This is a genomic window from Rhodanobacter sp. TND4EL1, assembly GCF_054061035.1.
The window spans coordinates 75,883-102,140 of the sequence record NZ_JBSSDT010000003.1 but is presented as its reverse complement, the minus strand read 5'-3'; the positions used below and the strand labels follow the sequence as shown (position 1 = coordinate 102,140).

The 26,258-nt window shown below is 61.2% G+C and carries 26 protein-coding genes and 1 pseudogene; 8 read left to right on the top strand and 19 right to left on the bottom strand.

What is annotated here, in order from left to right; genetic code table 11:
• Positions 1-22 precede the first annotated feature (22 nt).
• From recF to dnaA, 3 genes are all read right to left on the bottom strand, one after another.
• On the bottom strand, positions 23-1,102 hold the full coding sequence (gene recF / locus ACVWWQ_RS12285; protein ID WP_133949075.1) for a DNA replication/repair protein RecF: 1,080 nt from the start codon (positions 1,100-1,102) through the stop codon (positions 23-25).
• Positions 1,103-1,197: 95 nt separating this feature from the next.
• The gene (gene dnaN / locus ACVWWQ_RS12280; RefSeq protein ID WP_099653274.1) at positions 1,198-2,298 is read right to left on the bottom strand and encodes a DNA polymerase III subunit beta; all 1,101 of its coding nucleotides are present in this window, start codon (positions 2,296-2,298) and stop codon (positions 1,198-1,200) included.
• A gap of 244 nt (positions 2,299-2,542) precedes the next feature.
• On the bottom strand, positions 2,543-3,874 hold the full coding sequence (gene dnaA, locus ACVWWQ_RS12275; RefSeq protein WP_099653275.1) for a chromosomal replication initiator protein DnaA: 1,332 nt from the start codon (positions 3,872-3,874) through the stop codon (positions 2,543-2,545).
• 192 nt (positions 3,875-4,066) lie between these two features.
• Here dnaA and rpmH point away from each other — a divergent pair, with 192 nt between their 5' ends.
• The 4 genes from rpmH (at position 4,067) to mnmE (ending at position 7,834) form a co-directional block, all read left to right on the top strand.
• Positions 4,067-4,201, top strand: a complete 135-nt coding sequence (gene rpmH / locus ACVWWQ_RS12270; RefSeq protein WP_007082494.1) for a 50S ribosomal protein L34 — start codon at positions 4,067-4,069, stop codon at positions 4,199-4,201.
• 14 nt (positions 4,202-4,215) lie between these two features.
• Entirely contained in the window at positions 4,216-4,620 is a 405-nt protein-coding gene (gene rnpA / locus ACVWWQ_RS12265) for a ribonuclease P protein component (protein ID WP_133949077.1), read from the top strand.
• Positions 4,621-4,683: 63 nt separating this feature from the next.
• Positions 4,684-6,414, top strand: coding sequence for a membrane protein insertase YidC (gene yidC, locus ACVWWQ_RS12260; RefSeq protein ID WP_133949079.1), 1,731 nt, complete (start codon positions 4,684-4,686; stop codon positions 6,412-6,414).
• A 73-nt stretch (positions 6,415-6,487) separates the two neighbouring features.
• Positions 6,488-7,834: a tRNA uridine-5-carboxymethylaminomethyl(34) synthesis GTPase MnmE gene (gene mnmE / locus ACVWWQ_RS12255; RefSeq protein WP_133949081.1), complete on the top strand. Its 1,347-nt coding sequence runs from the start codon at positions 6,488-6,490 to the stop codon at positions 7,832-7,834.
• Here the strand turns inward: mnmE and rbsK are convergent, their stop codons facing one another.
• The 8 genes from rbsK to lptM form a co-directional block, all read right to left on the bottom strand.
• On the bottom strand, positions 7,835-8,731 hold the full coding sequence (rbsK, locus tag ACVWWQ_RS12250) for a ribokinase (RefSeq protein WP_133949083.1): 897 nt from the start codon (positions 8,729-8,731) through the stop codon (positions 7,835-7,837).
• Between the two features lie 189 nt (positions 8,732-8,920).
• Positions 8,921-9,553, bottom strand: coding sequence for a hypothetical protein (locus tag ACVWWQ_RS12245; RefSeq protein WP_199107364.1), 633 nt, complete (start codon positions 9,551-9,553; stop codon positions 8,921-8,923).
• Positions 9,554-9,595: 42 nt separating this feature from the next.
• Complete coding sequence (gene hslU, locus ACVWWQ_RS12240; RefSeq protein WP_133949085.1) at positions 9,596-10,939, bottom strand: ATP-dependent protease ATPase subunit HslU; 1,344 nt, start codon at positions 10,937-10,939, stop codon at positions 9,596-9,598.
• A 96-nt stretch (positions 10,940-11,035) separates the two neighbouring features.
• Complete coding sequence (gene hslV / locus ACVWWQ_RS12235) at positions 11,036-11,572, bottom strand: ATP-dependent protease subunit HslV (RefSeq protein ID WP_099653281.1); 537 nt, start codon at positions 11,570-11,572, stop codon at positions 11,036-11,038.
• Positions 11,573-11,715: 143 nt separating this feature from the next.
• Entirely contained in the window at positions 11,716-12,621 is a 906-nt protein-coding gene (locus ACVWWQ_RS12230; protein ID WP_133949087.1) for a tyrosine recombinase XerC, read from the bottom strand.
• 7 nt (positions 12,622-12,628) lie between these two features.
• Positions 12,629-13,315: a DUF484 family protein gene (locus ACVWWQ_RS12225; RefSeq protein WP_133949089.1), complete on the bottom strand. Its 687-nt coding sequence runs from the start codon at positions 13,313-13,315 to the stop codon at positions 12,629-12,631.
• A 95-nt stretch (positions 13,316-13,410) separates the two neighbouring features.
• Positions 13,411-14,259: a diaminopimelate epimerase gene (gene dapF, locus ACVWWQ_RS12220; RefSeq protein ID WP_133949091.1), complete on the bottom strand. Its 849-nt coding sequence runs from the start codon at positions 14,257-14,259 to the stop codon at positions 13,411-13,413.
• Positions 14,260-14,272: 13 nt separating this feature from the next.
• A complete protein-coding gene (gene lptM, locus ACVWWQ_RS12215; protein WP_099653285.1) occupies positions 14,273-14,428 on the bottom strand; it encodes an LPS translocon maturation chaperone LptM in 156 nt (51 codons plus the stop codon).
• 111 nt (positions 14,429-14,539) lie between these two features.
• On the opposite strand from lptM, the gene ACVWWQ_RS12210 reads away from it, so the two are divergent.
• Complete coding sequence (locus ACVWWQ_RS12210; RefSeq protein WP_133949092.1) at positions 14,540-15,229, top strand: hypothetical protein; 690 nt, start codon at positions 14,540-14,542, stop codon at positions 15,227-15,229.
• A gap of 56 nt (positions 15,230-15,285) precedes the next feature.
• Here ACVWWQ_RS12210 and ACVWWQ_RS12205 read toward each other — a convergent pair whose 3' ends face one another.
• Positions 15,286-15,816 (bottom strand): GNAT family N-acetyltransferase, encoded by a 531-nt coding sequence (locus ACVWWQ_RS12205; protein ID WP_133949094.1) that lies wholly within the window; start codon positions 15,814-15,816, stop codon positions 15,286-15,288.
• Positions 15,817-16,006: 190 nt separating this feature from the next.
• Here ACVWWQ_RS12205 and ACVWWQ_RS12200 point away from each other — a divergent pair, with 190 nt between their 5' ends.
• Positions 16,007-17,494, top strand: a complete 1,488-nt coding sequence (locus tag ACVWWQ_RS12200; RefSeq protein WP_133949096.1) for a RimK family protein — start codon at positions 16,007-16,009, stop codon at positions 17,492-17,494.
• A 45-nt stretch (positions 17,495-17,539) separates the two neighbouring features.
• On the opposite strand, the gene ACVWWQ_RS12195 is transcribed toward ACVWWQ_RS12200, so the two are convergent.
• Positions 17,540-17,797 carry a hypothetical protein gene (locus ACVWWQ_RS12195; protein WP_099653289.1) on the bottom strand — a complete coding sequence of 86 codons (258 nt, stop codon included), beginning with the start codon at positions 17,795-17,797 and terminating at the stop codon, positions 17,540-17,542.
• A 142-nt stretch (positions 17,798-17,939) separates the two neighbouring features.
• On the opposite strand from ACVWWQ_RS12195, the gene aroE reads away from it, so the two are divergent.
• A complete protein-coding gene (gene aroE, locus ACVWWQ_RS12190; protein WP_133949098.1) occupies positions 17,940-18,770 on the top strand; it encodes a shikimate dehydrogenase in 831 nt (276 codons plus the stop codon).
• A 164-nt stretch (positions 18,771-18,934) separates the two neighbouring features.
• On the opposite strand, the gene gmtX is transcribed toward aroE, so the two are convergent.
• From gmtX to ACVWWQ_RS12165, 5 genes are all read right to left on the bottom strand, one after another.
• Complete coding sequence (gene gmtX / locus ACVWWQ_RS12185; protein WP_133949100.1) at positions 18,935-19,600, bottom strand: gamma-mobile-trio protein GmtX; 666 nt, start codon at positions 19,598-19,600, stop codon at positions 18,935-18,937.
• Positions 19,578-22,622, bottom strand: coding sequence for a VPA1269 family protein (locus ACVWWQ_RS12180; RefSeq protein WP_133949102.1), 3,045 nt, complete (start codon positions 22,620-22,622; stop codon positions 19,578-19,580). The genes gmtX and ACVWWQ_RS12180 overlap by 23 nt, the downstream gene beginning before the upstream one ends.
• 1,522 nt (positions 22,623-24,144) lie before the next feature.
• Positions 24,145-24,894 carry an SseB family protein gene (locus tag ACVWWQ_RS12175; protein ID WP_166669722.1) on the bottom strand — a complete coding sequence of 250 codons (750 nt, stop codon included), beginning with the start codon at positions 24,892-24,894 and terminating at the stop codon, positions 24,145-24,147.
• Between the two features lie 90 nt (positions 24,895-24,984).
• On the bottom strand, positions 24,985-25,266 hold the full coding sequence (locus ACVWWQ_RS12170) for a BPSL0761 family protein (RefSeq protein WP_133949108.1): 282 nt from the start codon (positions 25,264-25,266) through the stop codon (positions 24,985-24,987).
• The gene (locus ACVWWQ_RS12165; RefSeq protein ID WP_133949110.1) at positions 25,263-25,619 is read right to left on the bottom strand and encodes a hypothetical protein; all 357 of its coding nucleotides are present in this window, start codon (positions 25,617-25,619) and stop codon (positions 25,263-25,265) included. The genes ACVWWQ_RS12170 and ACVWWQ_RS12165 overlap by 4 nt, the downstream gene beginning before the upstream one ends.
• A gap of 82 nt (positions 25,620-25,701) precedes the next feature.
• Here ACVWWQ_RS12165 and ACVWWQ_RS12160 point away from each other — a divergent pair, with 82 nt between their 5' ends.
• Positions 25,702-25,926: a helix-turn-helix domain-containing protein gene (locus ACVWWQ_RS12160; protein WP_133949113.1), complete on the top strand. Its 225-nt coding sequence runs from the start codon at positions 25,702-25,704 to the stop codon at positions 25,924-25,926.
• Positions 25,927-25,964: 38 nt separating this feature from the next.
• Here the strand turns inward: ACVWWQ_RS12160 and ACVWWQ_RS12155 are convergent.
• Positions 25,965-26,219, bottom strand: a pseudogene (locus ACVWWQ_RS12155) (IS4 family transposase); the annotation flags it as partial.
• Positions 26,220-26,258 lie beyond the last annotated feature (39 nt).

The following is a 26,258-nucleotide window of genomic DNA, read 5'->3' as shown; positions in this document are numbered from 1 at the left end:
CGTGGGAGATGCAACCTTGCGATTATAGCAGGCGGGACAGTTTCCCTTGTTCCACGTGGAACACTTGCGCGGTCGTCGCCTCCATCGCTGCAGGCAGCTCGGTACCGGTCAGCAGAATCTGTGCTCTTGCCCGGCTCAGTTGCGCGATCACTGCCTGCTGGTGCGCATGATCCAGTTCGGATGCGAGATCGTCCAGACAGACCACGGGCCAGTCGCCATGGTGTTCGGCATAAAGCTCCGCTTGCGCCAGCATGCATGCGAGCGCCGCCAGCTTGCCCTGCCCCCGCGAGAGATGTTCGCGCAGTGGCGCCCGTTCAAAAACGATGGTCCAGTCCGCGCGATGGGCGCCCAACGTGGTGTGCCCCCGCGCGATGTCCCGGTTGCGGTGATCGCGGAGTTGCGTGGCAAGATCCTGATCCTCTGCCCAACCGCGTCGATAGCGCAATTCCAGAGCGCCCAGCTCACCCAGCAGGCCTCCGGCGCTTTCGCTGAGCTTGGGGCGGAGCAGCTGCAAATAGGACTGACGCAGAAGATCGATCTGATGTGCCGTTTGAGCCAATTCCTGCTCCCATGGGAGGAACAGCGCGTCGGTGACAACCGCATGACTTCGAAGCAGGCTGTTCCGTTGCTTCAGAGCCCGCTGGTAGCGCCGCCAGGCTCCAAGAAATTGGTGTTCCACGTGGAACACACCCCAATCAAAGTAGCGGCGACGTTCCTCCGCCCCGCCGGAGATGAGCGCATGGGAGCCGGGATCGAAGCACACCACTGCGCACTCCTGAACCAGCTCGCCCAAGGGCACGTTGGTTCCATCCACCCGCGCCTCCCAACGCGGGCCTGCCCGGCCCAGTCCAAGGCGGGCGAGGCGCGCATCCGCATGGCGCAACTCCGCGAAGATCGACAAGCCGGTCGCGCCCCGCTGCAGCAAGGCGTCCTTGGCCCCCTGGCGAAACGAACGCCCGTGAGACAACAGGAACACTGCTTCCAGCACACTGGTCTTGCCCGCGCCGTTGGCCCCCACGAACACATTGATTGCCGGGTCGAGCGCAACGCTGACTTCACTGAAGCAGCGAAGACCGCTGATGCGCAATTGCTCAATATTCACGCGCACCCTCCCTCAAACAGGAACGCCGGAGTCCCTGACGGCAACTCCGGCGTTTCGACGTCTTGCCACCCGTGGGCACCACCATGCGTGGAACTTCAGAGGCGCAGCGGCATGATGACGTGACGGGCGTGCTCGTTGTCGTGTTCCTGCACCAGACAACTGGACTGCGCATCCCGCAAGCTCAGACGGGCCTGGTCGCCGCGCAAGGCAGCCAAGGCATCCAGCAGATAACTGACGTTGAAGCCGACCGCCAGATCCGACACATGCGTGTCGGCCTCCACTTCCTCGACGGCTTCTTCCTGCTCGGGGTTGTGCGCGACGATGCGCAACTTGCCCGGCGACAGCTCGAGCCGCACGCCGCGATATTTCTCGTTCGAAAGAATCGCCGCCCGTTGCAGGGCGCCACGCAGCACTTCGCGATCCAGGGTAGCGGTCTTGTCCGCGCCGAGCGGAATCACCGCTTCGTAGTCGGGGAAGCGGCCGTCAATCAGTTTGGAGGTGAACACCACCTCGCCGCGGCGTACGCGCAGGTGATTGCGGCCAAACTCCAATTCCACCTGGCCGTCACCGGTTTCCAGCAGACCCACCAGCTCGTTGACACCCTTGCGCGGAATGATGATCTGTCGACGAGTGCTCACCGAGCTCTGCAGTTCGGTTTCCTTCATCGCCAGACGATGGCCGTCGGTGGCCACACAGCGCAACGTATGTTCCTGCAAATCGAGCAGCATGCCGTTGAGGTAGTAGCGGACATCCTGGTTCGCCATCGCGAATGCGGTGCGCTCCATCAGATCCCGCAAAACCTCTTCCGGAAGGCTGACCTTCTCGACCAATTCAATTTCGTCAACGGTAGGAAACTCGCTGGCGGGCAAGGTCGTGAGCGTGAACCGACTGCGTCCGGCATTCAGTGCCACGCGGTCGCCATTCAACTTCAGGTCGATCCTCGCGCCGTCGGGCAGCGCCCGCACGATGTCGAACAGCTTGCGCGCTGGAATGGTGATTTCACCGTCGGCCAGCTTCTCGGCGTCCGTGGTGGCGACCATCTCGACTTCGAGATCGGTGCCGGTGAGTGACACCTTTCCGTCACCCACTTTGACCAGCAGGTTCGCCAGCACCGGTAGCGTCTGACGTCGTTCGACGACGCCAACGACCTGTTGCAGCGGTTTGAGCAGGGCTTCTCGTTGGATGCTGAATTGCATGTCTATGCTTCCCCTATACCTGCTGTTCTATCTTTAAAAGAAGAGTAGTGGTTGTTGTTGGTGCGGTGCATAACTCAAAAAACCGGAAAACATGTTTTTAATCAATGACTTGACAAGTTTTCACGCTGTGCTTTGGCGAGTGGTTTGCCGGTGCGTGAAATGTGGATAACTTCAGCGGCCCATTCATCCACCCATTATCCACAGCCTGTGCGCCTATTTATCCATAACTTCCCACAGGTTTGGGTCAACCAGTCAACGTGCGGATCAATTGTTCCCAGTCCTGCCGTATCCGTGGGTCCGTCTCGATGAACTTGCGAATCGTCTTGCACGCATGCATCACGGTGGTGTGGTCCCGGCCCCCGAACGCCTCGCCGATTTCCGGAAGACTGTGCTCGGTGAGTTCCTTGGACAGGGTCATGGCAATCTGGCGCGGCCGTGCCAGCGATCGCACGCGGCGCTTGGACAGCAGATCCTGCAGCCGGACATTGAAATATTCGGCGGTGATCTTCTGGATGTTCGGGATGGTGACCGCTTGCGCGTGGGTGGCCAGCAAGTCGCGCAGGGTTTCCTCGGCAAAGTCGGTGGTAATTGGCTTGCCGTAGAAATTGGCGCGCGCCGCCAGCGTGTTCAGTGCGCCTTCGAGGTCACGCACGTTGGAACGGATGCGTTTGGCCAGCAGCATCGCCACGTTCTCGTCCACTGCCACGCCCTTCTCGTGCGCCTTGGCCAGCAGGATCGCGGCACGGGTTTCGAAATCCGGCGGCTCGATCGCCACCGACAGGCCCCAACCCAGGCGCGATTTCAACCGCGGTTCGAGCTTGTCCACTTCCTTCGGATAGCGATCACAGGTGAGGATGATCTGCTGCTTGGACTCAAACAACGCATTGAAAGTGTGGAAGAATTCTTCCTGCGTGGTGTCCTTGCCGGCAAAGAACTGGATGTCGTCGATCAACAGGGCGTCGACTGAGCGGAAGCGCCGCTTGAACTCATCCATGCTCTTGGCGCGCAGCGCCTCGATCATCGATCCGACAAACTGCTCCGAGCGCAGATACAGCACCTTGAAGTCCGGATTGTGTTCGCGCATGAGGTTGCCGGCCGCATGCATCAGATGGGTCTTGCCCAGTCCGGTACCGCCGTACAAGAGCAGCGGGTTGTAGGCGCGTCCGGGATTGGTCGCCACCTGCATCGCCGCGGCCTTGCCCAGCTGGTTGGATTTGCCTTCGACAAAGGTTTCGAAGGTGTAATGCGGGTCCAGATTGTGATGGTGCGCCGGAGCGGGAGCCGTTGCAGGACGCGATACCGGCGTCGGGGGCTTGGTGGCGGGCGCCGGCCGGATCGAACTGGAGCCGACTTCCAGCCGCACGGGCCAGGGTTTGCCGACCAGCTGGGCCAGGACACCTTCGATCTGCGGCAGGTAACGTCCGCGCACCGTCTCCAGGGTGTAAGAGTTCGGCGCGAACAGTTGCAAGCCATTGGCATCATCGCGCGCCTGCAGCGGCATCAGCCAGGTATGCAGGTCTTCGGCGCTGAGATCGCCCTCCAGGCGCTCGAGGCAGCGCCGCCACAGATCACTCATGAATGAATCAACCACTGCTTTGAAGCGCTGTTGCGCGGGGTGATGGACTAGTCTAACAGCTGCCTCCACAGGCAGACCGCCCAGATATCCACATACCTGTCCACAGGTCGCGGTCTGCAAGCATTTGACAGTCGTGGCAAAAGGCCGCCATACTTTCCAACCTTTTTATCCACATTCCCTTCGGAGTAAGCCATGAAGCGGACCTTCCAGCCCAGCAAGCTCAAGCGCGCTCGCACGCACGGTTTCCGTGCCCGTATGGCCACCGCCGACGGTCGCAAGATCATCAACGCCCGTCGCGCCAAGGGCCGCAAGCGCCTGATCCCGTAATCGGGCCTGGCGTCATGTCCACCGCCGGGCTGCCGCGCGATGCGCGGTTACGTCGGCCGGGTGACTTCGCCGCCTTGCGGACAAGCAGCGGACGCGCAGGCGGCCGCTGTTTTCATATGCGTTTTCGCGACAACGAGCTGGGTCATGCCCGGCTCGGCCTGGCGATATCCAAGCGTGTGTCCAAGCGGGCGGTCGAGCGCAACCGGATCAAGCGATTGCTGCGCGAGTCGTTCCGGCGTGTGCGCCATCAGCTGCCAGCGGTGGACATGATGGTGATGGCACGCGAACAGGCTGCCGGTGTCCCCGGGCCACAGCTGCTTGCCGAACTCGACGGGTTGTGGAAAAAGCTGCTGGCCAGCCAGGCCGGAGCGCCCGAACCATTGAAGCGCGCCGACCAGACCACCACAATCGAGCGTTGACCCTTTCCTTACAGTCTCCGCGGCGTTGACACGTGTCGTGGCGTTACCCGGATCTGCTACGCGATGAATCAAACGCGCACCTTCCTCATGTTCGCCCTGTTTGCCGTGGCCTATTTGCTGTTCATGGCCTGGCAGAAAGACTACGCACCGGTGCCGCCGCAGACCGCCACGACAGCCGCCACGGCGTCGACCGACAACAGCGTACCGGGCGCCATTCCCGCCGCCGCGCCGCCGGGTGCCGCGAGTTCCACCATCAACAACGCCGTCGCTCCCGCCACTGCCGCTGCCCCCGCGCAGCTGATCACGGTGCAGACCGATGTGCTGAAGCTGAGCGTGGATACCCGCGGCGGCAGCCTGGTGCACGCTGATCTGCTGGCGTATCCGCAGGCGCCGCGCACGCACAAGGCGCCGAACCCGCCGCCGACCGTGCTGCTGTCCACCGATGAGGCGCACTATGCGGTCGTCCAGAGTGGTCTGGTCAGCAGCAGCGACAAGACGCCGGCGAATCAACCCAATCATCTGGCGCTGTTTCACACGGAGCAGACCTCGTACACGCTGCCCGCCGGGCAGGATGAGCTGAAAGTCGATCTGACCTGGCAGGATGCCGCCGGCGTCAAGGTCGTCAAGACTTATACGTTCACCCGCGGGAGCTACGTGATCGGTGTCAGCCAGCGCATCGACAACGCTGGCGCCACGGCGTGGCAGGGCAATGCGTATCAGCAGATCCTGCAGGTGCTGCCGCCGAAGTCCGGCAACTGGCTGTCGAACTATACCGACCCGGAATCGCGCGCCTTCCGCGGCGCCGCCTGGTACACCGGCGAGAAGTTCGACAAGTTGCCGTTCAAGGACTTTGCCGAACCCAAGGATCAGCTCAACGCATCGATCAAGGGTGGCTGGGCCGCCATGTTGCGGCTTTACTTCGTCACCGCGTGGATTCCGCCAGCCGGCCAGACCGAGCAGTACCTCACTGACACGCTCAATCCGGACAGCGCCCATCCGCGTTACCTGATCCGCACCGTGGGACCGACCATCAGCGTGGCACCGGGTCAGAACGCTACCAGCCAGTCGCGCCTGTATCTCGGCCCGAACACGCAGGGCACGATGGACGCCATCGCGCCGGGGCTGAACCTGACCATCGACTACGGCATGTTCAAGATCATTGCCGTGCCGATGCACTGGGTGCTGTCGCAGTTCCACGCCATCACCAAGAACTGGGGCGTGGCGATCATTCTGCTGGTGTTGCTGATCAAGGGCCTGACCTGGAAGCTCACCGCCATCCAGTACCGCTCCAGTGCGCGCATGCGCAAGCTGCAACCGCGTGTCCAGGCGCTCAAGGAGCGCTACGGCGACGACAAGCAGAAAATGCAGACGGCGATGATGGAGCTGTACAAGAAGGAGAAGGTCAACCCGATGGGTGGCTGCCTTCCTGTGCTGATCACCATGCCGGTGTTCTACGGCCTGTACTTCGTGCTCGAGTACAGCCTGGAATTGCGCCATGCGCCGTTCCTGTGGATTCCCGACCTGAGCCACCCTGATCCGTTCTACATCCTGCCGATCGTCTACGCGATCGTGATGCTGGGGACGCAGTGGCTCAATCCCGTCGCCGCAGGCATGGACCCGACCCAGGCGAAGATGATGAAGGTGATGCCGTTGCTGTTCACGGTGATGTTTGCCTTCTTCCCTGCCGGCCTGTGTCTCTACTACGCCGTCAACGGCATCGTCGGTCTCGGCCAGCAGTGGTGGATCACCCATCACATCGACCGCGAGGAAGTGGCCAAGCCCAAGGCTGCCTGAGCCCCGTCATCGTCACCTTGTCAGCCGCGATCGGGCAACCGTCGCGGCTGACTTCGTTTAGAGTCGTCAGATCATGAGTGAATACGGCACCGACACGATCGCCGCCATTGCCAGTGCACCAGGTGCGGCCGGGGTGGGCGTGCTGCGCTTGTCCGGTCCCGCCGTTCCGGCCATCGCACGCACCATGCTGGGGCGCAAGCCGCAGCCGCGTCACGCGCATTTCGCGGCGTTCCGTGATGCCGATGGGGTCCTGATCGATCGCGGCTTGCTGCTGCATTTCCCCTCCCCCTCGTCATACACCGGCGAACACGTGCTGGAACTGCAGGGCCACGGCAGCATGGTGTTGCTTGATCTTCTGCTGCGTCGTTGCTGCGAGCTTGGCGCGCGGTTGGCCCGGCCGGGGGAATTCACCGAGCGCGCGTTTCTGAATGGCAAGCTCGACCTGGCCCAGGCCGAAGCCGTGGCCGACCTGATCGCGGCACGCTCGCAAGCCGGTGCCCGCGCCGCGCTGCAATCGATGGAGGGCGTGTTCTCGCGCAAGGTCGAGGTGTTGCTGCAATCGTTGATTGCGCTGCGCGTGCACATCGAGGCAGCGATCGACTTTCCGGAGGAGGAAATCGACTTCCTCGCCGACCCGGCCATCACTCACCGGCTTGAGGGAGTCCGCAGCGAGCTGGCCGAACTGTTGCGCGAAACGCACCGCGGTCTGCGTCTCAACGACGGATTGCGCGTGGCGATCATTGGCCGTCCAAATGCCGGCAAATCCAGCCTGCTCAACGCACTGTCCGGCAGCGATCGCGCCATCGTCAACCCGATCGCCGGCACCACGCGCGACGTACTGCGCGAATCCCTGAGCCTGGACGGCATAGCGCTGGAACTGGCCGACACCGCGGGCTTGCGAGACACCGACGACGAAGTCGAACGTGAAGGCGTCCGCCGTGCCCATGGCGAACTGCAGCGCGCCGACGTCGCCTTGCTGGTCACCACGCACGCCGGCTTCGCCGAGGATCTGGCTTTCTTCGACCACGTGCCTGCCGGCGTCGAACGCGTGGTGCTGATCAACAAGATCGATCTGGACCAGCTGCCGCCGCGCCACAACCAGTGCGAGGGCATGCACTGGTTGTGGGCGTCAGCCAGGACCGGCGAAGGTCTGGATGCCTTGCGCGAGCATCTCAAACGGCTGGCCGGAGCCGGCAGTGGCGAAGGAGCGTTCAGTGCGCGTCGGCGCCACGTGCTCGCTTTGCAGCAAGTAGCGGAGCACCTGGACCGGACCGCGCACATCCTCACCAGCAGCCGTGCCGGCGAATTGGCTGCCGAAGAGCTGCGTCAGGCGCAACAGGTACTGGGCGAAGTCACCGGCAGCTACAGCAGCGACGACCTGCTCGGCGCAATCTTCAGTTCGTTCTGCATCGGCAAGTGATCAACCGCGCCGCGCGGACAGAAATCCGTCCAGTTCATGCAAGGAAGGCATGCCGCCTTGCGCGCCGAACCTGGTGACCGATAGCGCGGCGGCAGCACAGGCCTTGCGCACCGCCATGGCCAGACCTTCATGCAGAAACACCGCCAGCGCGGCGTTGAAGGTGTCGCCGGCGCCGGTGCTGTCGACCACCTCGACCGCAAAACCGGGTTGGTGGACGGGATCGCCCTCTTCGCGATACCAGGCGCCATCTCCGCCGCGGGTCAGCACCACCGGGCACGGCGCACGTTGCATCAGGGCGCGGAAATCCTCGTCGCCGTCGGCCCCGAGAAGCATGGCCAGCTCGTGCTGGTTCGGGGTGACGAAGCGGGCAAGCTTCAGCCAGTCGGCGGGAAGTTTCTGCGCAGGTGCCGGGTTGAGGATCACCGGCACGTCGAGGCGATGGCCCAGCCGCAAGGTGGCTTCGACCGTTTCCAGCGGAATCTCCATCTGCACCAGCACGGCATCGGCGCGCTCGATCAGCGAGCGCGCATTCTCCACGTGCGCCGGGGTGACATGGGCATTGGCGGCGGGCACCACGATGATCTGGTTTTCACCACCGGCGACGGTGATCGAGGCAGTACCGCTGGCGACATCGCCGAGTTGCGCGACATGGTGGAGGTCGATGCGTTCGGCGGCCAATCCGGCACGCAGTTGCTGGCCGAAGGCATCGCCACCGGTGGCGCCGACCAGCGACACTTCCGCGCCCAGACGAACCGCGGCCACGGCCTGATTCGCGCCCTTGCCGCCCGGCACCGTGAGAAAGCGTTCGCCCAGAATGGTCTCGCCCGGCCCGACGAAACGCGCCGCCTGGGTGACCAGATCCATGTTGATGCTGCCGACGACGACGATGCGGCCCATGAGTGTTTCCCCTGCTTGCGAACTGTCAGCGTGAATCCGAAAGCTTACCTGCTGGCGCGACAGGTGAGAGCGAACCCGGCTCGAGCAATCTGGCGCATCAGTTATCGCGCAGGAACCCGCTTGCTGATGCCTTTGCCGGACCCCGGAGCAGGAGCATCGCCCGCTAGCGGGCTCCTGCAATAACCGGAGTCAGGGGGATGGCGCGCGGCCGAAGCCGGTGTCGCCACCGGGGATCAGGTCGGGTGCAGGGCCGGCCACGGCGAGCAGGGATTGCGCGTAGGCGTCTTCGATGCTGACGGTGGAAACCTCGTCCCAACTGAAGAACGACGGCTCGCGCATCCACTCGGCGTCGGGACTCAGTTCCTGCATGTTGAAGCCGTCTTCCTCGACGTCGACCAGGCGGCCGATGTAGCAGACTTCGGACTCGTCCTCGCTGTCCACGTGCACGCCGATCACCGGCGCCTGGGCGCCCGCGGCCTGGATGACTTCGCGGATGTTGTCCAGCGGGAAGCCGCGCGGCGGGCGCGGCAGGATGTGCTTGAGCGCCAGCGCCTTCTCGAAGAACGCGTGGTGCTTGTCCGGCGCCTCCAGCTCGGAGATGTCGCGGTGGCGCATGACATACATGCCGTCATAGGTGATGCCGTCGCCGACTACCCAAAGCAGGAAGAACTCGCGACCGACGCCGCCCACGTAACCGCAGAAGCTGCCGTGTTCCAGATCTTCGCGCCACAACCGGATCAGCGTCTGCTTTTGCTGTGCTTCGCGCAACTGGGCGCGCTGTCCGGTATTTTTGAGTTCGATGATGTTGTTCACGGGATCCATTTTAGCAGAGCGGCCTGAGCGGCTTGTTAGCGCAGCGGGACGCTAGAGGATGTAGCGGCTCAGATCTTCGTTCTGGACCAGGCTGCCGAGGCTGTTGTCCACATGATCGGCGTCGATAAGGTAATTTTGGCCGGTTTTGTCTGCAGCTTCGAAGGAGATCTTCTCCAGAAGTCGCTCCATCACGGTATGCAGCCGGCGCGCGCCGATGTTCTCGGTGCGCTCGTTCACCTGGAACGCCACCTCGGCCAGGCGGTCGATGCCCGCATCGGTGAACTCGATGGTGACGCCCTCGGTGCCCAGCAGGGCCACGTATTGCTTGGTCAGCGCGTTGTGCGGTTCGCGCAGGATCCGCTTGAAGTCGTCCACGCTAAGTGCCGACAGCTCGACCCGGATCGGCAGGCGGCCCTGCAGTTCGGGAATCAGGTCCGACGGCTTGGCCAGCGAGAACGCGCCGGAGGCGATGAACAGCATGTGGTCGGTCTTGATCGGGCCGTACTTGGTCGACACGGTGGAGCCTTCCACCAGCGGCAGCAGATCGCGCTGCACGCCTTCGCGGCTGACCCCGGAGTGGCCGTGGTCATTGCGCTGGGCCACCTTGTCGATCTCGTCGATGAAGACGATGCCGTTCTGTTCGGCGTTTTCCATCGCCTGGGCGCGGATCTCCTCGTCGTTGAGCAGCTTCCCCGCCTCCTCGTCGATCAGCAGCGGGCGCGCCAGCTTGATCGCCAGTTTCCGTTGCTGGGTCTTGGCGCCGCCGATGTTCTGGAACATCTGGCGCAATTGCGCGCCCATTTCCTCCATGCCCGGCGGCGACATGATCTCCACGCCCATGTTCATGGCGAAATCCAGCTCGATCTCGCGTTCGTCCAGCGCGCCTTCGCGCAGCTGCTTGCGCAGCTTCTGGCGGGTGTCGTTCTCCACCGCCGGCGTCGCGTGGTTATCGTGACTCCAGTCGCTTGGCGTGGTTTGCCGACGCGGCAACAGTGCGTCGAGGATGCGATCTTCCGCGCGATCCTCGGCCTGCGAGCGTACGCGCTTGACCGCCTGTTCGCGGGTCAGCTTGTATGCGCCATCCGCCAGATCGCGAATGATCGACTCGACGTCCTTGCCGACGTAGCCAACCTCGGTGAACTTGGTCGCTTCGACCTTGACGAACGGCGCGTTGGCCAGCGTCGCCAGTCGCCGCGCGATTTCGGTCTTGCCGACGCCGGTCGGACCGATCATCAGGATGTTTTTCGGCGTGATCTCGTTGCGCATCTCCAGCGGCAGCTGCATCCGCCGCCAGCGACTGCGCAGCGCCACGGCCACGGCGCGCTTGGCGTCGTGCTGGCCGATGATGTAGCGGTCGAGTTCGTTGACGATTTCGCGGGGAGTGAGTTCGCTCATGGGCTGCGCCGGGATTCGTTGTGGTGGAAGGTGATGCGTGGGCTGGGGCGGGTTCTGCGGGCGGGCTCTTGCGAACCCCGATCCCGTCATCCCGGCTCAGAGCTCCTCGATCGACACGTTGTGATTGGTATAGATGCAGATGTCGCCGGCGATTTTCAGCGCCTTCTCGACGACAGTGCGCGCGTCCAGCTCGGTGTTTTCCAGCAGCGCCATCGCGGCGGATTGCGCGAACGGACCGCCGGAGCCGATCGCGATCAGGCCGTGTTCGGGTTCGACCACGTCGCCGTTGCCGGAAATCAGCAGCGACACCTCCTTGTCGGCCACCGCCAGCATCGCCTCGAGCTTGCCGAAGCGGCGATCGGTGCGCCATTCCTTGGCCATCTCCACCGCGGCACGGGTGAGGTTGTTGTTGTGCTTTTCGAGCTTCTGCTCGAACAGTTCGAACAGCGTGAACGCATCGGCCGTGGCGCCGGCGAAGCCCGCTACCACCTCGCCGGCCTTGCCCAGTCGGCGCACTTTGCGCGCATTGCCCTTCATCACCGTGTTGCCCAGCGTGACCTGGCCGTCGCTGCCAATCACGACGCGGCCGTCGCGGCGCACGCAGACGATGGTGGTGGCGTGGAAGGATTCCATACAAATCTCCAAGGTTGAACGAACCAGATGGGGACGGGCGACCGGGGCTTCAACGTGCTGACTGGAAGTGAGTGGAGACGAGTGAGAAGTGAGAGAGGAGCGTGCGCGCAACCTGCTTTCTCTCACTTCTCACTCCTCGTCACTCATTCCTCGCCCTTCGCTCTCCGCTTCACTCGTGCCCGCGGATGCGCCGCGTCATACACCTTCGCCAGGTGCTGAAAATCCAGATGCGTATAGATCTGCGTGGTCGCGATGTCGGCATGGCCGAGCAGTTCCTGCACCGCGCGCAGATCGCCGGAGGACTCCAGCATGTGGCTGGCGAAGGTGTGGCGCAGCAGATGCGGATGGATGTGCTTGGGAATGCCCTGCTGCAACGCCAGCGTCTTCATGCGCAGCTGTACGGTGCGCGGGTTGATCGGTGCATTGCCGCGACCGCGGAACACCGGGCCGTCGGCCGGCATGCCGTGCTCGGCACCCAGCGCGCGCAACGCGGCGATGGCGTGGCGGCCGACCGGCACGATGCGCGTCTTGCTGCCCTTGCCCAGTACCCGCACCTCGCCATCGTCAAGGCTGAGGTCGAGCCAGCGCAGGCCGACCAGCTCCGAAAGACGCAGTCCGCTGGAATAGAACAGTTCCAGCATGGCGCGGTCACGCACCGCCAGCTTGCCGCCGCTGTCGGTTTCGACCAGCGCGCTGGCCTCGTCCACGTCGAGTACTTGTGGCAGCTTGCGGCGTACTTTGGGCCCACGCACGCCCAGCAGCGGGTCATGCGCCAGCAACCCTTCCCGACTGAGCTGACGGAACAGGCTGCGACAGGATGAAAGCAGGCGCTGCAGACTTTTCGGCGCCAGCCCCGCGCGATGCTCGCCGGCCACGAAACTGCGCATCCGGTTCGGTTCCAGCGCATCAAACGTGGTGATCCCGGCTTCGCGCATGAAGCGCAAAAGCTTGGCCAGGTCGCGGCGATAGCCGGCGGTGGTGTGCGGCGAGGCGTGCCGCTCATCCGTCAGGCGGGTCAGCCACACCTCGACCTGTTGTTCCGGAATCATCGACGGCTCAGGAGACATCCCGTGAGCGCGCAAGGGCGGCGGTGACGGTGGCGCCGATCATTTTCAGGAACAGGTTGCCCATGCCCGGCTGGAAACGATCCGGGTTGGCGCTGCCGATCGCCAGAATGCCGCAGTCGCCCAGACGCATCATCGCCACGGAATGGATCTGCGCGGCTTCGGCGCCGAACAGGCGCTCCAGCTTTTCCGTGGACAGACGCCCCGAGACGGGCTCGTTCTTGTGCAGGAATTCGGCGAATTCCGGCAGCGCGGCCGCCCCTTCGGGAATCTGCTGCATCCACTCGGTGCGTGGCAGCTGTGGCTCGTCGCCGAACAGCAGCAGGCGCACCTGTTCCGTGTGGAAGTCCGCCGACAGCTTGGCGATCACCGTGCGCACGGTGACTTCCATCGTATTCGCCCGCAACAGCGCGATGGTCAGCGCGTGCACGCGTTCCATCAGCTTTTCATTCTCGGCAGCGATCGTCACCAGTTCGGCCAGCTGGCGCTCCAGCTCCGCGTTCTTGTCGCGCAGGCTCTGCAGCTGATACACCGCCAGCGACGCCACCGCTCCCTCGGGCCGCGGCATGGTCAGCTTGGCGGCCAGCTCCGGATATTCGCTGAGAAACTCCGGATGGCGCTTCAGATAGGCGGCGACCACCCGGGCCTGGGTGGCATCGTCGAGCAGGGTTGCGGTCATGCGCGGGTTTCCTCGAACCGTGTCGCGGCGCGCGCAGGATGCGCGCCGTCTGGCTGGAGTGTGCGATGGACCGGGGCGCGCTTCAACCGCCCTGATCAAGCATCCGGTTGCGGAACCGGCCACTCACCCTCGAACACGAACGCGGCCGGTCCGGTCATCGACAACGGATGATCCGGCCCCGACCAGTCGATGCGCAGCGTTCCGCCGGGCAATTCGACGCGCACCGCATCACTGACCTCGCCGCGCTGGTGCAGCACGGCCATGGCGGCACAGGCACCGGTGCCGCAGGCTTGTGTCCAGCCGGCGCCACGCTCGTGGACGCGCAGGCGCAGGTGATCGCGATCCACCCGCAGCACGAAGCCGACATTGGCGCCCTGGGCAAACCGGGGGTGGCTGGTCAGCCAGGGTCCGAGCCGCTCCAGCGCAGGATCGGCCAGATCGTCGACGGACACCACCGCATGGGGGTTGCCCATGGACACCGCGCCAAATTCAAGCACCTGCTGGTCGGCAACGATCTGATAACTGGCCGCGGTCGTGTCGGCTGCCAGCGGAATGCGTGCCGGATCGAATACCGGTTCGCCCATGTTCACGCTGATTTCGTGCGGGCCCAGCAAACGCACGGCCACCGGACCGGACGGGCTCTCGATCATCACCTGCTCGCCGATCGCCAGCGCACCGGCGCGGTGCAACCACGCCGCCACGCAGCGCACGCCATTGCCGCACTGACCCGATGACGAGCCATCGGCATTCCAGATGCCGTAGTAAAAGGCGCAAGAGGGATCTCGGGCCGGCTCGATGCTCAGCAGTTGATCGAAGCCGACGCCGACGTGGCGATCACCCAGCGCACGAATCTGCGGGCGACTCAGCGCAAACGCACGTTCCCGGCAATCGAGCACGACGAAGTCGTTGCCGATGCCATGCATCTTGGAAAAATGCAGTTGCATCCGATGACGCCGGTCAGCGCGGCTTGCTGACCGGTGCAACCACCGCCGGCGTTGGCGCCGTGGACGCCGCTGCAGGGTGGCTCGGCATCACCAGCGGGCCCTTGTTGCCGCAGCCGGCAAGCAAGGCAAGAACAAGGCAGGACGCCAGCAACAAAAGAGTACGGGACATGGTCGGGGTTCCTGTGGACAGGCGCAGTATAGCGAGCCATCGCCGACCGGCCGTGCGTGCCGGCTATCATCCGCCCATGGCTTGCCGGCACCGGCAACGAGGATGAGGACGATGGACTGGACTGCGCTGCTGCGTTTGCCGACAACCATGCTGCTGATACTGGCCACCGTGCTTGCTCTGATCACCCTGGTGCAACTGGTCGCCGTGCGCCAGCGCGTGCACGCCGGGCGACGGCTGGCGGCCAGCTGGCGTGCGTTGCTGTGCATGATCTGCTTCGTGCTGACCTTGCTGCTGGCGGGCACCGGCTACGTCCTGCGCGGCTACCGCCTGCTTGGCGAAGAGGCGCCGGTGGTCGAACTGGATGCACGCATCCTCTCGCCGCAGCGCTGGGCCGTGTCCCTCACCTGGCCCGATGGCAGCACCCGCCAGGTGCAGCTGGCGGGCGATGACTGGCGTGTCGAGGCGGTCGTGCTGAAGTGGAAACTGCCGGCCTTGCTGGCCGGCGTGCCGCCGCTCTATCGACTGGATCGGCTGTCCGGCCGCTACGATGACGCGAACGAGGAAATCAACTCGCCGCGCACCGTTATCAATCTGGCCGGGCCCGGCAGTTCCGACCTGCTCGATCTCAAAAAGCAGTATCCGCGCTGGCTGCCCGAAGTCGACACGATCTACGGCAGCGGCGCGTTCCTGCCGCTGGTCGACCAGGGTCACTACACGGTGAGCCTGATGCGCACCGGTGCGCTGGTCGCACGCCCCGACGAGCAGACCGAGCGACGCATCGGGCAACCGCTGGGCGGTTGACTCACTCCGCGCTCACCAGCAATCCGGCTTTCCACCAAGTGGCGAGTCCGCGACGTTCAGCCCAGCGGCTTCTCGTATCGCCAAGCGTCCGCGCCGTCCTGGTAGTACGCCGCATAGCGACCGATCCGATGCCACCCTTCGCGCTCGTACAAACCGATGGCGGCAACATTGTCGATGCGTACTTCCAGTCGCAGCGCGACGCAGCCTCGGCGACGACCCGTGTCAGCCGCGGCGTCGAGCAGGGCGGCGCCGACACCCTGGCCACGTGCTTCGGGCTGGGTCGCCAGCGAGTAGAGACGCGCCACCGCGCAGCGCTTGCGGAAGAACACCACGGCGCTGCCGAGCAGATGATGGCTGTCGGTGGCTACCAGCACTACGGCAGAGTCGCTGTCCAGATGGCGGCGGTATTGCGCGCGGCTCAGCCGGTCCATACGGAAGCTGCGTTCCTCCAGTGCGACCAGCTCGTCCAGGTCCGACGTGGCGGCGCGACGTACGCGCGTAATGGCAGACGCCGCTGGCGTGTTCGCGGAATCGCGTAGCGCGCGGCGCGCGGAGGCGGCCAGGGGAGTGGGGGCATGGATGGGCACGCCCGGACTCTAGCAGCCGCCGAGCTGCCGGTGTGCCCGCAGCGGCTGTCCACCTTGGCTTGCGCGTTTATTCTTCCTTCAGCGCCGCGCCTTGTACCGTGTGGGCGCTGTGCCAAACTGCGCGCCTTGTCTTCCTGCCCGGCCCTCTTGCCGCAGGCGGGCGCCATCGCCACATCGTCCGAGTGATGCCATGACCCGTCTGGTCATCGTTGTCGAAAAAGCTTCCGACTGGGGTTCGTACTATCCCTCCGTCGACGTTGTCAGCGCGATGGACTACCTGCGCCAGCCGGTCGGCAGCGATGACGAACGCACGCATGTACTCAACCTGTGCCGCAGCTACAAATACCTCGGCACCGGCTATTACGTATCGCTGCTGGCGGAGGCGCGCGGGCACAAGGTGATGCCGTCGGTGCGCACCGTCAACGACCTGCGCCGGCGCTCGCTGTACGGTCTGGACATCGACGACCTCAACCAGAAGCTGACCCACTTCTTGCCCGCCGGCGGGCGTGACACCACCGACTTCGGCATCCTGGTCTACTTCGGCGAAACGGCCTATCCGGCGTTGCAGGACCTGGCCCGGCAGGTCTTCGAAATGTTTCCTTGCCCGCTGCTGCGCATCGAATTCGAACGCGACCGGGTGTGGCAGGTCAGTTCGATCAAGCCGGTCGGCCTGCAAACCCTGGACGACACGCAGGAAGACGCCTTCGCCGAGGAACTGGACCGCTTCTCGCGCAAGCTGTGGCGCAAGCCGCGCGCGCGGCGTCAGTTCCGCTACGACCTGGCCATGCTGGTCGATCCGGCCGAGCAGATGCCGCCGTCGAACAAGAAGGCACTGAAAGCCTTCATCGCGGCCGGCAAGGAACTCGGTATCGAGGTCGATCCGATTGGCAAGAACGACTACCAGCGCCTGGCCGAATACGACGGCCTGTTCATCCGCGAGACCACCGCGTCGGACAACCACACCTACCGCTTCGCCCACCGCGCGGAGAAGGAAGGCATGGTGGTGATCGACGACCCCACGTCGATCCTGCGTTGCACCAACAAGATCTTCCTCAACGACTTGATGGTCTCGCGCAGACTGGCCGTGCCGCGCACCGAGATTCTCTATCGCGATGACAGCAAGGGAACCAAAGAAGTCGTCGCCAAGCTGGGCTTCCCGCTGGTACTGAAGATTCCCGACGGCTCGTTCTCGCGCGGCGTGGTCAAGGTCGAGGACGAGGCGGCGCTGGCCGCCGCCGCCAGCGGTTTGTTCCAGCACAGCGCGCTGCTGCTGGCGCAGGAATATGTCTACACCGACTTCGACTGGCGCATCGGCGTGCTCAATCGCGAGCCGTTGTACGCCTGCAAGTACTACATGTCGCGCGGCCACTGGCAGATCTACAACCACGGCGCCAAGGGCACCGCCAAATCCGGCGGCTTCGAAACGATTGCGGTGAAGGATGCGCCGGCCGAAGTGGTCAAGCTGGCGCTGAAGGCCACCCAGCCGATCGGCGACGGCCTCTACGGCGTCGATCTGAAACAGGTCGGCAACAAGCCGGTGGTGATCGAGGTCAACGACAACCCGTCGATCGATGCCGGTGTCGAGGACGCCCACCTGGGTGACGAGCTTTATCTGCGTGTCATGCAGGAATTCCTGCGTCGGATGGAGCGCAAGCGCCAGGGTGGCAGCGCCCGCTGAAGCGCGGCTTCGTGGCGGCCGCGGCAGGCGGCGAAGTGGTGGGCGTCAGTGCCAGACCACCTGGCGAGCCAACCGTCGGCGCGGCCGGCACAACAGCAGCAGCTGTCGCGGCAGCGCGGGTTCCAGCGCGGTCAGCACGACCAGCGGTGCGCCCAGCAGCCAGAACGCCGGCGTCCAGCCGAGCAGCTCGGTGTGCGCCGGCACCAGGGTGCTCAGCAGCAGCGCGCCACCGGCGCACAACCACAGCACGGCGGCGCCGAGCAGGCGTTGATGGTGCGGTGAAACCAGGACTGGCGTGCGCATGCTTGCTCTCCTCGGGAAGTTGGTTGCAGCTTGTCGCGTGCCCATCTCACCGACTGCGACCGCCGCCATCACCCGCGTCCACCGTCGCCCGTCCACGCTTCGCTGCGTAGAATGGACGTCGAACTTCACTCGGGGAAACCGCATGCCAGTCGCCCAGTTCGCCGTCTTCGGCCATCCGATCGGGCACAGTCTGTCGCCGCGGATCCACCACGCGTTCGCCCAGCAGTTTGGTCTTGCACTGGAATACCGCGCGATCGACGCGGCGCCGGCCGACTTCGCCGAGGCGGTCCGGCGCTTCTTCGCCGACGGCGGTCAGGGTGCCAATGTCACCTTGCCGCACAAGGCCGCCGCGTTCGTGCTGGCCGAGCAGCGCAGCGCAGCGGCCACCCGCGCTGGCAACGCCAACGTGCTGACTCGTCTGGACGACGGCCGCCTGGCGGCCCACAACACCGATGGCGACGGCATGGTGCGCGACATCACCGAACGCCATGATCTGGACCTGCGCGGTCACACCGCGTTGCTGCTGGGTGCCGGCGGCGCTGCCCATGGGGTGGCGTGGAACCTGCTGGACGCCGGCGTGGAAACCCTGACCATCGTCAATCGTTCACCCGAAGCGGCCGATGCGCTGGCCGATGCGATCGGCGAACCGGCCCGTGCGCATACCCGTTACTGGAAGGACCTGGCCGACATCGGCAGCTACGACCTGATCATCCACGCCACCTCGGCCGGCGTGCTGGGCAAGGCACTGCAGCTGCCGTTTTCGCTGGTTGGTGCGCGGGCGCTGTGCTACGACCTGTCCTACGGTGCCGCCGCCAGCAGCTTCCTGGCTTGGGCGAAAGCCGCCGGTGCACGCTATGCGGCGGACGGTCTGGGCATGCTGGTGGAAACCGCCGCCGATGCGTTCGAGCTGTGGCACGGCCAGCGCCCGGATACCAACCCGGTCTATCAGTCTCTGCGCCAGCAAACCGCGTGAGTACCGCGGTCTGCCGGATCGGCTGCGGCGCCTGCTGTATTGCGCCATCAATCAGCTTCTGAAAGCCCAATGTGCCAATACTTCATTAGTATAATCAATAACTTAAACGAGTATCAGTACTCAAATAGTTAAGTTACAAAGCGATTCAAGCTTACAAAGGCCGACTATTTGAGGCGTTCAAGTACATCTGTAACGCATTCGACGAAACCTGGGTCGGTGAGAGGTTCATTGAGTCCATCAGCGATGGCTCCCGACGACTGAACTGTCCAACCAAGCTCCATGAGATGCCGAGGATCGATGAAGTTCGCCAACGCCAAAAGACTTCGCGAGCGCATGGCGGGTTTCTGCACGGCCAAGGTTGAAGGTTCGCTCGATTGCGCTCGTGTTCGTTTGAGGATAAACCTCAGGGCATCACAGTCTCTTCGGTAGCGATCTCTTTCTTCGATCAATACTGAGATGCGCAGCCGCAAGTCCAAATCTGGACATTTTTCCAGGAGATGTCTGAAAGCAGCTTCTTGACGCTCCGCGCGAACAGGGCGCACGGCGGTCTCAAAGGCGGCGATCAGTTCACGATAACAACGTCCACCGTGGTTGCGAATACTTTGAACTGAAAGAGTCGAACCCTTCTTCGCGCACGATTCGCAGATCGTGGCGTACGAAAAAGTAGTAATTCCCTGCGCCATCAGCTCGTTCAGAGATTCCCACACCGCGGTAGCATTCTTTTGTCTAGCGCTCCGACGTGCCGAAGCACAAATTTGCAGGTAAAGGCCCTCTGCTTCATCAAGAGCGCCCGCAGCCGGTCTACCTTCACGCTTTCGCACATGGTTCATGGCTTAGCCTTCGATCCACGTTACTTATAGAAAGGTCACGCAACGCGTTAACCGCTATTGACTTTAACTCAGCCCTACAACTCGCTTGCGACAAGATGCCACTGTCGGCAAACTTCAAAAATTCTTCTGTTCCAAGTCTGCTTCGCATCAACCGAGAAAGCTCGTTTATGACTTTGATGCCGGTGTGATCATCCAGCAAAAACAACGGGCTTTCCTTGAAACCAAGTTTTGCCAACACCCAATCCCACCGGCGCAAGCTCAGAGCCCTGATGTTTTCCGATTCAGACCACGCGTGAGTAAAAAATTCCGCGGATTGGCAAACGCGATCCCATAGATCGAAAGTTGTGGTTTCCTGAACCTGCACCTCTGTCAGGCTCATCGTATCGTTAGCGATAAGTCTCACTTCGCTATCAACATTTTCGAGCTTTAGTAGCTCCAGAGACTCAAGAACTAGGCGATTTACGCTGATGAGTTCCGCGAGTTTTGCGTCCAGGGCGCTCTCAATAGATTCGACGGCAGCGCGTGCTTTCACCAGCAGAGGTGCACCTTCGAAACGCTCACCAGCAGAACGTGCGGCCTCTGCTTGTTGCATTAGTTCCTGGTAGGGGGCGACAGCGGCTTTGCGCTCGCCCGCAAGTTCGTGTGCCTGAGCGCTTTTTACATTCCACGTGGCTATCAAACCAATCAAAAATGGAGGACCGCTTACGCGAAAGCGGCAGGAAGCGCAATTCCTTTGTCCACCGGGAACTGGCCCATATAGATTTTTCGACAAACGATCAGTCATGCGCGGTCCGCCGTCACCACAGCGAGACTTGTTGACGGGGCAAATGCCGTCGTCATCGAAAACTACGCCTAACCCATCGCGGGCTTGGCGAAGAGCATCGACACCATCTACTCCGCAGCCCAATGACGATGCGTTTTCAAAGTCCATCGTCCGCTTGTCGCGTACGAAACTCTCCTTTGCAGTCAGAGCCTCGCGCGATACCGCGGCTTCAATGACGTCCTTTATATAAGCAGGGCTGAATTTGGCGTAATAAGCGGTCATCACGATACTTTTATGACCGACAATCTTCCCAAGTATCTCGATTGGCGCACCGTTCTCAAGCAGAGATGTGATCAGCGTGACACGGATAGTGTGTAAGTCGTAACGTGGTTGGACTGGCCCGTGACGTGGGTCATAAGCCACTAGCTGAATCGTCTCAGCGCCACTGAGCGCGAGTTCTTCATTGACCTCACATTGCACGCGATAGAGTAGCGCGGCCCACATGTTATTCAGGCGCCCATCGGTCAGCGGATGGGCGGTATTTCTTCCTGCGGCGTCGCGAAATAGAAAGCACGTCTCCATCCCACGTAATTGGCTCTCGGTTCTGCTGAGGAAATGCTCCTTTACATCAATCCACTTAGTTGCTTCCTCTATTGGATTAAAAGTCGTCTGCCAATCTCTAACCTTACATAACAGAGCAAGTAGGTTATCTGGCGCGTATGGACTTACAAAGCCGCGGTCATCAGGATCACGCCAGATATCCGCGGTCTTATTGGTGTTTATGAACAGACAAGGATATGAAATACCTGTGCTACGATCGCCCGATATTTGCAAGACGCCTTTCTGCGCGCGCGATCCAGACGATGATCTGACCTTATTCACATTCGGTAACAAGGCATTATGCTTCAAATCATAAATGAGATCGTCCGCCTCACCTGAATCAAGCATTCGTACCTGAAACCCTCTCATAGGGTGCAAGAGCTTGGCATGGAGAGCAAAGGCGCGAATCGGTGACCAAGTCCAGATTGTCAGGCCCGTCGACGGATCGATTTGGGGAAACATGTCGCCGCCAACCGAGTGACTGGATCCCCAGTTACGGGCCCATTCGTAGTCGTTTCGAGTAAGCTCCACTATAATCCGATCGAGCAACCACTTGGGAATTGCGTCCCTATGTGTTTCTCCTTTATTTGTCGAATCAATGGTTTTCTTCGAAAGCGGGTTTCGGAATGGCCTTTTTATTTGCAACGATCCATCGATTTCCTCCGCAAAATGCTCTCGAAGCATCCAATCAATAAATTCATGGACGTAATTGTATAGTCGGGGATTTTTGGTGGAAAACTCTTCGGAAGCAAGCCCGGATAAATATACTGCCGGATCGCGCTCTAAATGGGACGCTATAAGATAATCGAAGAAGATGTTTATTGCGCTCACTCGACTGGGTTTTGCGAGCCGCTGGACCGCCATAAAATCTGCGGCATACTTTCGCCACACCTCGATGCCTTGATTGGATTCGGATGCCCAATGAAACTCGACGTCACGACGAGGCGGCGCCTTTTTCCTTGTAAATTCGTCCAACGAAAAAGGATTAAATCCGTACTCGTGACGTTGGGTGGCCATGACGATTTTAGCCCACTTCGCAATATGCCCTTTATATCGCTCTGGTAAGCGGATAGTTACAGGGATAAGGTCACCCACATTTTTAATCCCTACAGTACACATACAGCCGCGAATGATTTGCGTGACTAAATTATGGGAAGAACGATTTCGGAGCGGCAGCACTTCTGCTACACATTCTCGAATCGGGTGCTCCATCCATCGGTTTTGTCTTGGCCATGGAGAAATTTTTGGCCAAGCCAATATGCCAGCTTCGTTGAGGCGTGATAGAAACTCTACCATTCTGCGATAATCGGGTGAGCCGTAGCTCGCAGTCTTGTAGTGATATTTTTTTGGCTTAACTCTCAAAACTTCGAGATCAATGATTTGATCAAACACCCTTGCGTACTGTAGGACGGTCTTTGCCTTCGCCAGCTTTTCCGTCAAGTCAAGTAGTAGGCGGCTTGGCTGTCGTTCTGAATTAAGGGTTTTCCATAGTTTATGGCACTGAGCAATAATAGCTTCTGTACTTGTCGTCGCTTTTTTGGGATTAATCCAGAATTTCGTTTCATGCAAGTTTGTAATTAGAATATGATGAGTAAAAGGGCTGACGCACGATGAAATGAAATCATCTTGAATATGCCACGCCTTTCCCTGGACAATCATAGTCCAGCTCGGATGCGGGCAGCCTCAATGGCTGCGTAAGACTCGGCTTCCGTGGGGGTTTCGTATGTTTCTTGGCTAAGAATATTCCGGTGCATGAGCGCGACCTGCCTCACCTTCCCGCGAATACCAATCTCACCGAGCCAATGTCCATAAGCATGTCTGTGTCCGTGCGGGGTCGTTCCACGATCTTTTGCGTATTCAAGGCCGATTCGCTCGACTGCCCTTCGATGAACCTGTGCCCAACATCGAGATGTATATGGCAGGCCTTTGCTGGACACGAAGAGATAGGGGTGCGAGCCCAGCGGCCGAGGCCGAAATTTAATGTATGTGTTGTAGAGAGCCTTGAAATTTCGGCCTTCAACTTTGGGGTTACGCCAAAACATGGTCGAATAGTGAGCGCCATTGGTTAGTAGATGATTTTTTGTGCCGTGTCTGTCGTGGCCGATGGCCTCATTCCGTGGGGAAAGACCGAGCTGCGCTAACCGCGCGATGCGAGACGTACGGTAAGCTTTGCCAGTCAGTGGATCGACGATCGTCGTATCACCTTCCGTAGGGTGGTAGAGCCTGACAATGCAAGAAAGGTTATCATCTGGATCTACATAGACGTCATCGGACCACATGGTGAATGGTGCACCTATTCTCAGGCCACCCCCGTGCAAAAGCAGAAGTATCATCTGGTCTCTTGCAACCGCCCAAGGCGCACGGTGCCCTACGGCGATTGCCGCCATAAGGCGATTGAAGTGAATTTCTGGGAAGCGTTTCGTTGCCATAATTGGCAATTGCGGCTTGCGACTGGCTACCCCCGATGCGGTAACTTTGAGGGGCGCCCCGTTTCTTAACTTTAGATGCGAAAGAAGTGAGCCATATCTGATCTTGTGGTGGTGATGTGCTTGCGCGAGACGATCACTTAGAGATGATCTTCCAACGGGATTTATGATTCCATTCCAACCGGTCAGTCCGTGCCGGAAGAAAAGTTCGAGGTTCGTCAAGATACGGCGGACTTCACGTCCGGTGCGCGGCTGCCAGTACAAGAACGTGGGGTCCTGACATCCGTCAATGGTTCCACGTTCCAGCGAACTCACGAACGCGCTCAAGAGGTCAGTCCACTGCGTCGCGGAGCTTGTTCCTACCCCGCTTGTTTCTATGAAATCAAGTAAGAGCGTTAAGCCGCGTGCGTAAGCTCGCTGAGCTACGATTCCAAGATGTACTGCTTTTAGGAAGCTATCCCACGGCTGGAACGAGTTTCCATCGAATGAGTAGAAGCCAATTCGCGGATGGTCCGCAGCGTCCAGTTCCTCGATTCGCAAATGCGATCGGGGTGGCAGCGAACTGCTAATTGTGCGCATAGCACCGTCTCCGCAAATTCGATGTGGGGCGCTAGGTGCTCACTGCCTAGGCCAGGTAATCGATGGAGTCGGGTGCTTCGAGGTAGAGATCGTCCACTACGGGTTTGCTAATGTGAGCAGCAGGCGTCGATCAACACCCATCGCGATGCTAGCATGGCCGCGCCAGGCGGCCATATTTATTTCTTGAGCGGCAGCAACCGGGCTCCCCATTCACGATCGTAAAACGGCGCTATGCCTGCGGCCTTCATAGAAAGATGTTCAGGCGATCCCTTAAGGAAAACGCGAACTTCCGCCGGCAACCTGCTCTTGTAAACACCTTCGATAGCACCTGAAATCGTCTCTGCGATACGGCAATCTTCGCTTGACAGGATGACGATTTGCAGAGGCCGGCTCGGAAACTGGCTGAGCTCAGCTTCGAGAAAATAGGCCTGTTCGACTTGGGTGATTCCAGCCAGGCAGGTCATCAGCTTGCTGGTCAGCAAATGATGGTTCTTGGCAATGGCAGCGTTTTCAGCTGCGCCAAGCATCAATCTCGTCGAACCTCCAGCTTGCGCAATGCTTGCCAAGGTGCGCGCCAAGTCATCAGCCGAGAATTGCATGTCGTATGTCGACCCGGGATTGACGTGGCAATGTGTGTTTGGGGTTGCTTCAAAGAGACTCTGTACGTTGATGCTGTAGGCGGAATTTCCCGGCATCGGAGCTTTGCTCAACGCTTCCTCCGAGGTAAAGATTGCAATTACCCGCGCACCGTCATAGCGAATCCAGGCAACGGTTTGACTGTTCCAGACCGTTTGTGCCTCGCCCTCCGGATGCTGGATGAAAACGAACGCATTGCTCGCTAGGAGCTTTTTCAGGAAGCGCGGTCGGGTTCCGGGTTCCATGAACGCGCGCTTCAACATTCTTTCAAGGTGCCCGGTTGTAGTCACCACTTTCTCCTGTCGGAATCTAGTGAAGTGGACAACTGCCATAAGCAGTCGCCGCTTCTCGAAATTTGGATCGCCGCTGCAACGAGATCATCAAGTTTCGTTGCGGTCAGTTAGTTCTACTTGGCGTGGTGGTGGCCAACGTTCCGATGGCTTCCCGTCGACGCTGGTGTCGAAAACTGGCTCCAGAACATAGGTTGGGCTAGCCAGTTCGTGCCATCCCGCCTGAAACACCTCATTGGCCGACGGGTAATGCCGCAGAAGCGACTTGGCTTCACTGCGTACCGAGGCCGGAACTCGGCGGTTGCCAAGCAGCAGCCTCAAGAACTCCCTTGTTTCGATGACCGCTCGCGTACGTTCGTACGGCAGCGTCATGACCGCTCCACTTGCGCTCTCATTGAATGCTTCTGCTGGTGCTCGTGGAGCATCGGCGCATGGCGATTCAGGAACTGCTTCATGGTCCCTTTGTACTTCAGCGCCTCTCCTGGAAGCGATATTGCAAGCGCTTTCGCAATGCTGAGAGCGTACGAGACCTGGCTCTTGGTTGGTGGTTGGAGGTCGTCGTCCAGGATGCTGGCCAGACTGTTGATCAACCGCCACTCGAATGGCGCGTTGGTGCCCGTGCTCAGGCATCGCTCCAGCTGGATGCCCAAGGCTTCCCGGGAGTTCCAGTTCATCGCGATGTCCAAAGACAGATCCAGATCATCATCGACCAATCGAAGTGGCATCGTCGTATCACCTATCTATACTTATATGTAGACTACATCTAAAGGCGTAGCCCTAAAAGTATCGTCTGCTTACGGTCACCGCATGGACAAGGTGACGCTACAGACCAAATTGGGTACCGCCGTGCGTGAGCGTCGGCAAGCCCTTGAATACAGCCAGGACACCTTCGCCGATGCCATCGGTATGCACCGCGCCTACTACAGCGCCATCGAGCGCGGCGAACGGAACGTAACCCTGGCCACCCTCGCCAGGGTGGCAGAGGGGCTGGATATGCCGATCGCCGAGTTGATGGCGGAAGCCAAGCTTTAAGCTCTGCCGCCGGCGTGCGGGCTGGACCTCTTGCCTTTGAGATAGCCCACCATGGCCTTGTGGGTGCGTTCGCGCTCCGCATGCAGATGGCCGTTCCCCAACAGGCGATCCAGCGCGTTGAGTGGCGCGCGGATCCGCGTCGTGCCGGGCCATGAACGCGCCAGGTCAATCAACGTCAGACGCCCGCCGCGGACCACCGCCTCGACGGCGCACAGCAGCACACGACTGCGCAGCGCATGTATCGAACCGAGTGCGTCGTAAAGGCACTTTTGCAATACTTTGGTCGCGCGCATGGTGTGGTGTCCTCTGGCTTCGTAACCCGTGAGGAATGA

What these genes read in the sequence shown, in the direction of transcription:
- dnaN (WP_099653274.1), bottom strand. Translation starts at nt 2,298, where the DNA reads ATGCAATTCAGCATCCAACGAGAAGCCCTGCTCAAACCGCTGCAACAG.
- dnaA (WP_099653275.1), bottom strand. Translation starts at nt 3,874, where the DNA reads ATGAGTGATCTGTGGCGGCGCTGCCTCGAGCGCCTGGAGGGCGATCTC.
- rpmH (WP_007082494.1), top strand. Translation starts at nt 4,067, where the DNA reads ATGAAGCGGACCTTCCAGCCCAGCAAGCTCAAGCGCGCTCGCACGCAC.
- rnpA (WP_133949077.1), top strand. Translation starts at nt 4,216, where the DNA reads ATGTCCACCGCCGGGCTGCCGCGCGATGCGCGGTTACGTCGGCCGGGT.
- yidC (WP_133949079.1), top strand. Translation starts at nt 4,684, where the DNA reads ATGAATCAAACGCGCACCTTCCTCATGTTCGCCCTGTTTGCCGTGGCC.
- mnmE (WP_133949081.1), top strand. Translation starts at nt 6,488, where the DNA reads ATGAGTGAATACGGCACCGACACGATCGCCGCCATTGCCAGTGCACCA.
- rbsK (WP_133949083.1), bottom strand. Translation starts at nt 8,731, where the DNA reads ATGGGCCGCATCGTCGTCGTCGGCAGCATCAACATGGATCTGGTCACC.
- ACVWWQ_RS12245 (WP_199107364.1), bottom strand. Translation starts at nt 9,553, where the DNA reads ATGGATCCCGTGAACAACATCATCGAACTCAAAAATACCGGACAGCGC.
- hslU (WP_133949085.1), bottom strand. Translation starts at nt 10,939, where the DNA reads ATGAGCGAACTCACTCCCCGCGAAATCGTCAACGAACTCGACCGCTAC.
- hslV (WP_099653281.1), bottom strand. Translation starts at nt 11,572, where the DNA reads ATGGAATCCTTCCACGCCACCACCATCGTCTGCGTGCGCCGCGACGGC.
- ACVWWQ_RS12230 (WP_133949087.1), bottom strand. Translation starts at nt 12,621, where the DNA reads ATGATTCCGGAACAACAGGTCGAGGTGTGGCTGACCCGCCTGACGGAT.
- ACVWWQ_RS12225 (WP_133949089.1), bottom strand. Translation starts at nt 13,315, where the DNA reads ATGACCGCAACCCTGCTCGACGATGCCACCCAGGCCCGGGTGGTCGCC.
- dapF (WP_133949091.1), bottom strand. Translation starts at nt 14,259, where the DNA reads ATGCAACTGCATTTTTCCAAGATGCATGGCATCGGCAACGACTTCGTC.
- lptM (WP_099653285.1), bottom strand. Translation starts at nt 14,428, where the DNA reads ATGTCCCGTACTCTTTTGTTGCTGGCGTCCTGCCTTGTTCTTGCCTTG.
- ACVWWQ_RS12210 (WP_133949092.1), top strand. Translation starts at nt 14,540, where the DNA reads ATGGACTGGACTGCGCTGCTGCGTTTGCCGACAACCATGCTGCTGATA.
- ACVWWQ_RS12200 (WP_133949096.1), top strand. Translation starts at nt 16,007, where the DNA reads ATGACCCGTCTGGTCATCGTTGTCGAAAAAGCTTCCGACTGGGGTTCG.
- ACVWWQ_RS12195 (WP_099653289.1), bottom strand. Translation starts at nt 17,797, where the DNA reads ATGCGCACGCCAGTCCTGGTTTCACCGCACCATCAACGCCTGCTCGGC.
- aroE (WP_133949098.1), top strand. Translation starts at nt 17,940, where the DNA reads ATGCCAGTCGCCCAGTTCGCCGTCTTCGGCCATCCGATCGGGCACAGT.
- gmtX (WP_133949100.1), bottom strand. Translation starts at nt 19,600, where the DNA reads ATGAACCATGTGCGAAAGCGTGAAGGTAGACCGGCTGCGGGCGCTCTT.
- ACVWWQ_RS12180 (WP_133949102.1), bottom strand. Translation starts at nt 22,622, where the DNA reads ATGATTGTCCAGGGAAAGGCGTGGCATATTCAAGATGATTTCATTTCA.
- ACVWWQ_RS12170 (WP_133949108.1), bottom strand. Translation starts at nt 25,266, where the DNA reads ATGACGCTGCCGTACGAACGTACGCGAGCGGTCATCGAAACAAGGGAG.
- ACVWWQ_RS12165 (WP_133949110.1), bottom strand. Translation starts at nt 25,619, where the DNA reads ATGCCACTTCGATTGGTCGATGATGATCTGGATCTGTCTTTGGACATC.
- ACVWWQ_RS12160 (WP_133949113.1), top strand. Translation starts at nt 25,702, where the DNA reads ATGGACAAGGTGACGCTACAGACCAAATTGGGTACCGCCGTGCGTGAG.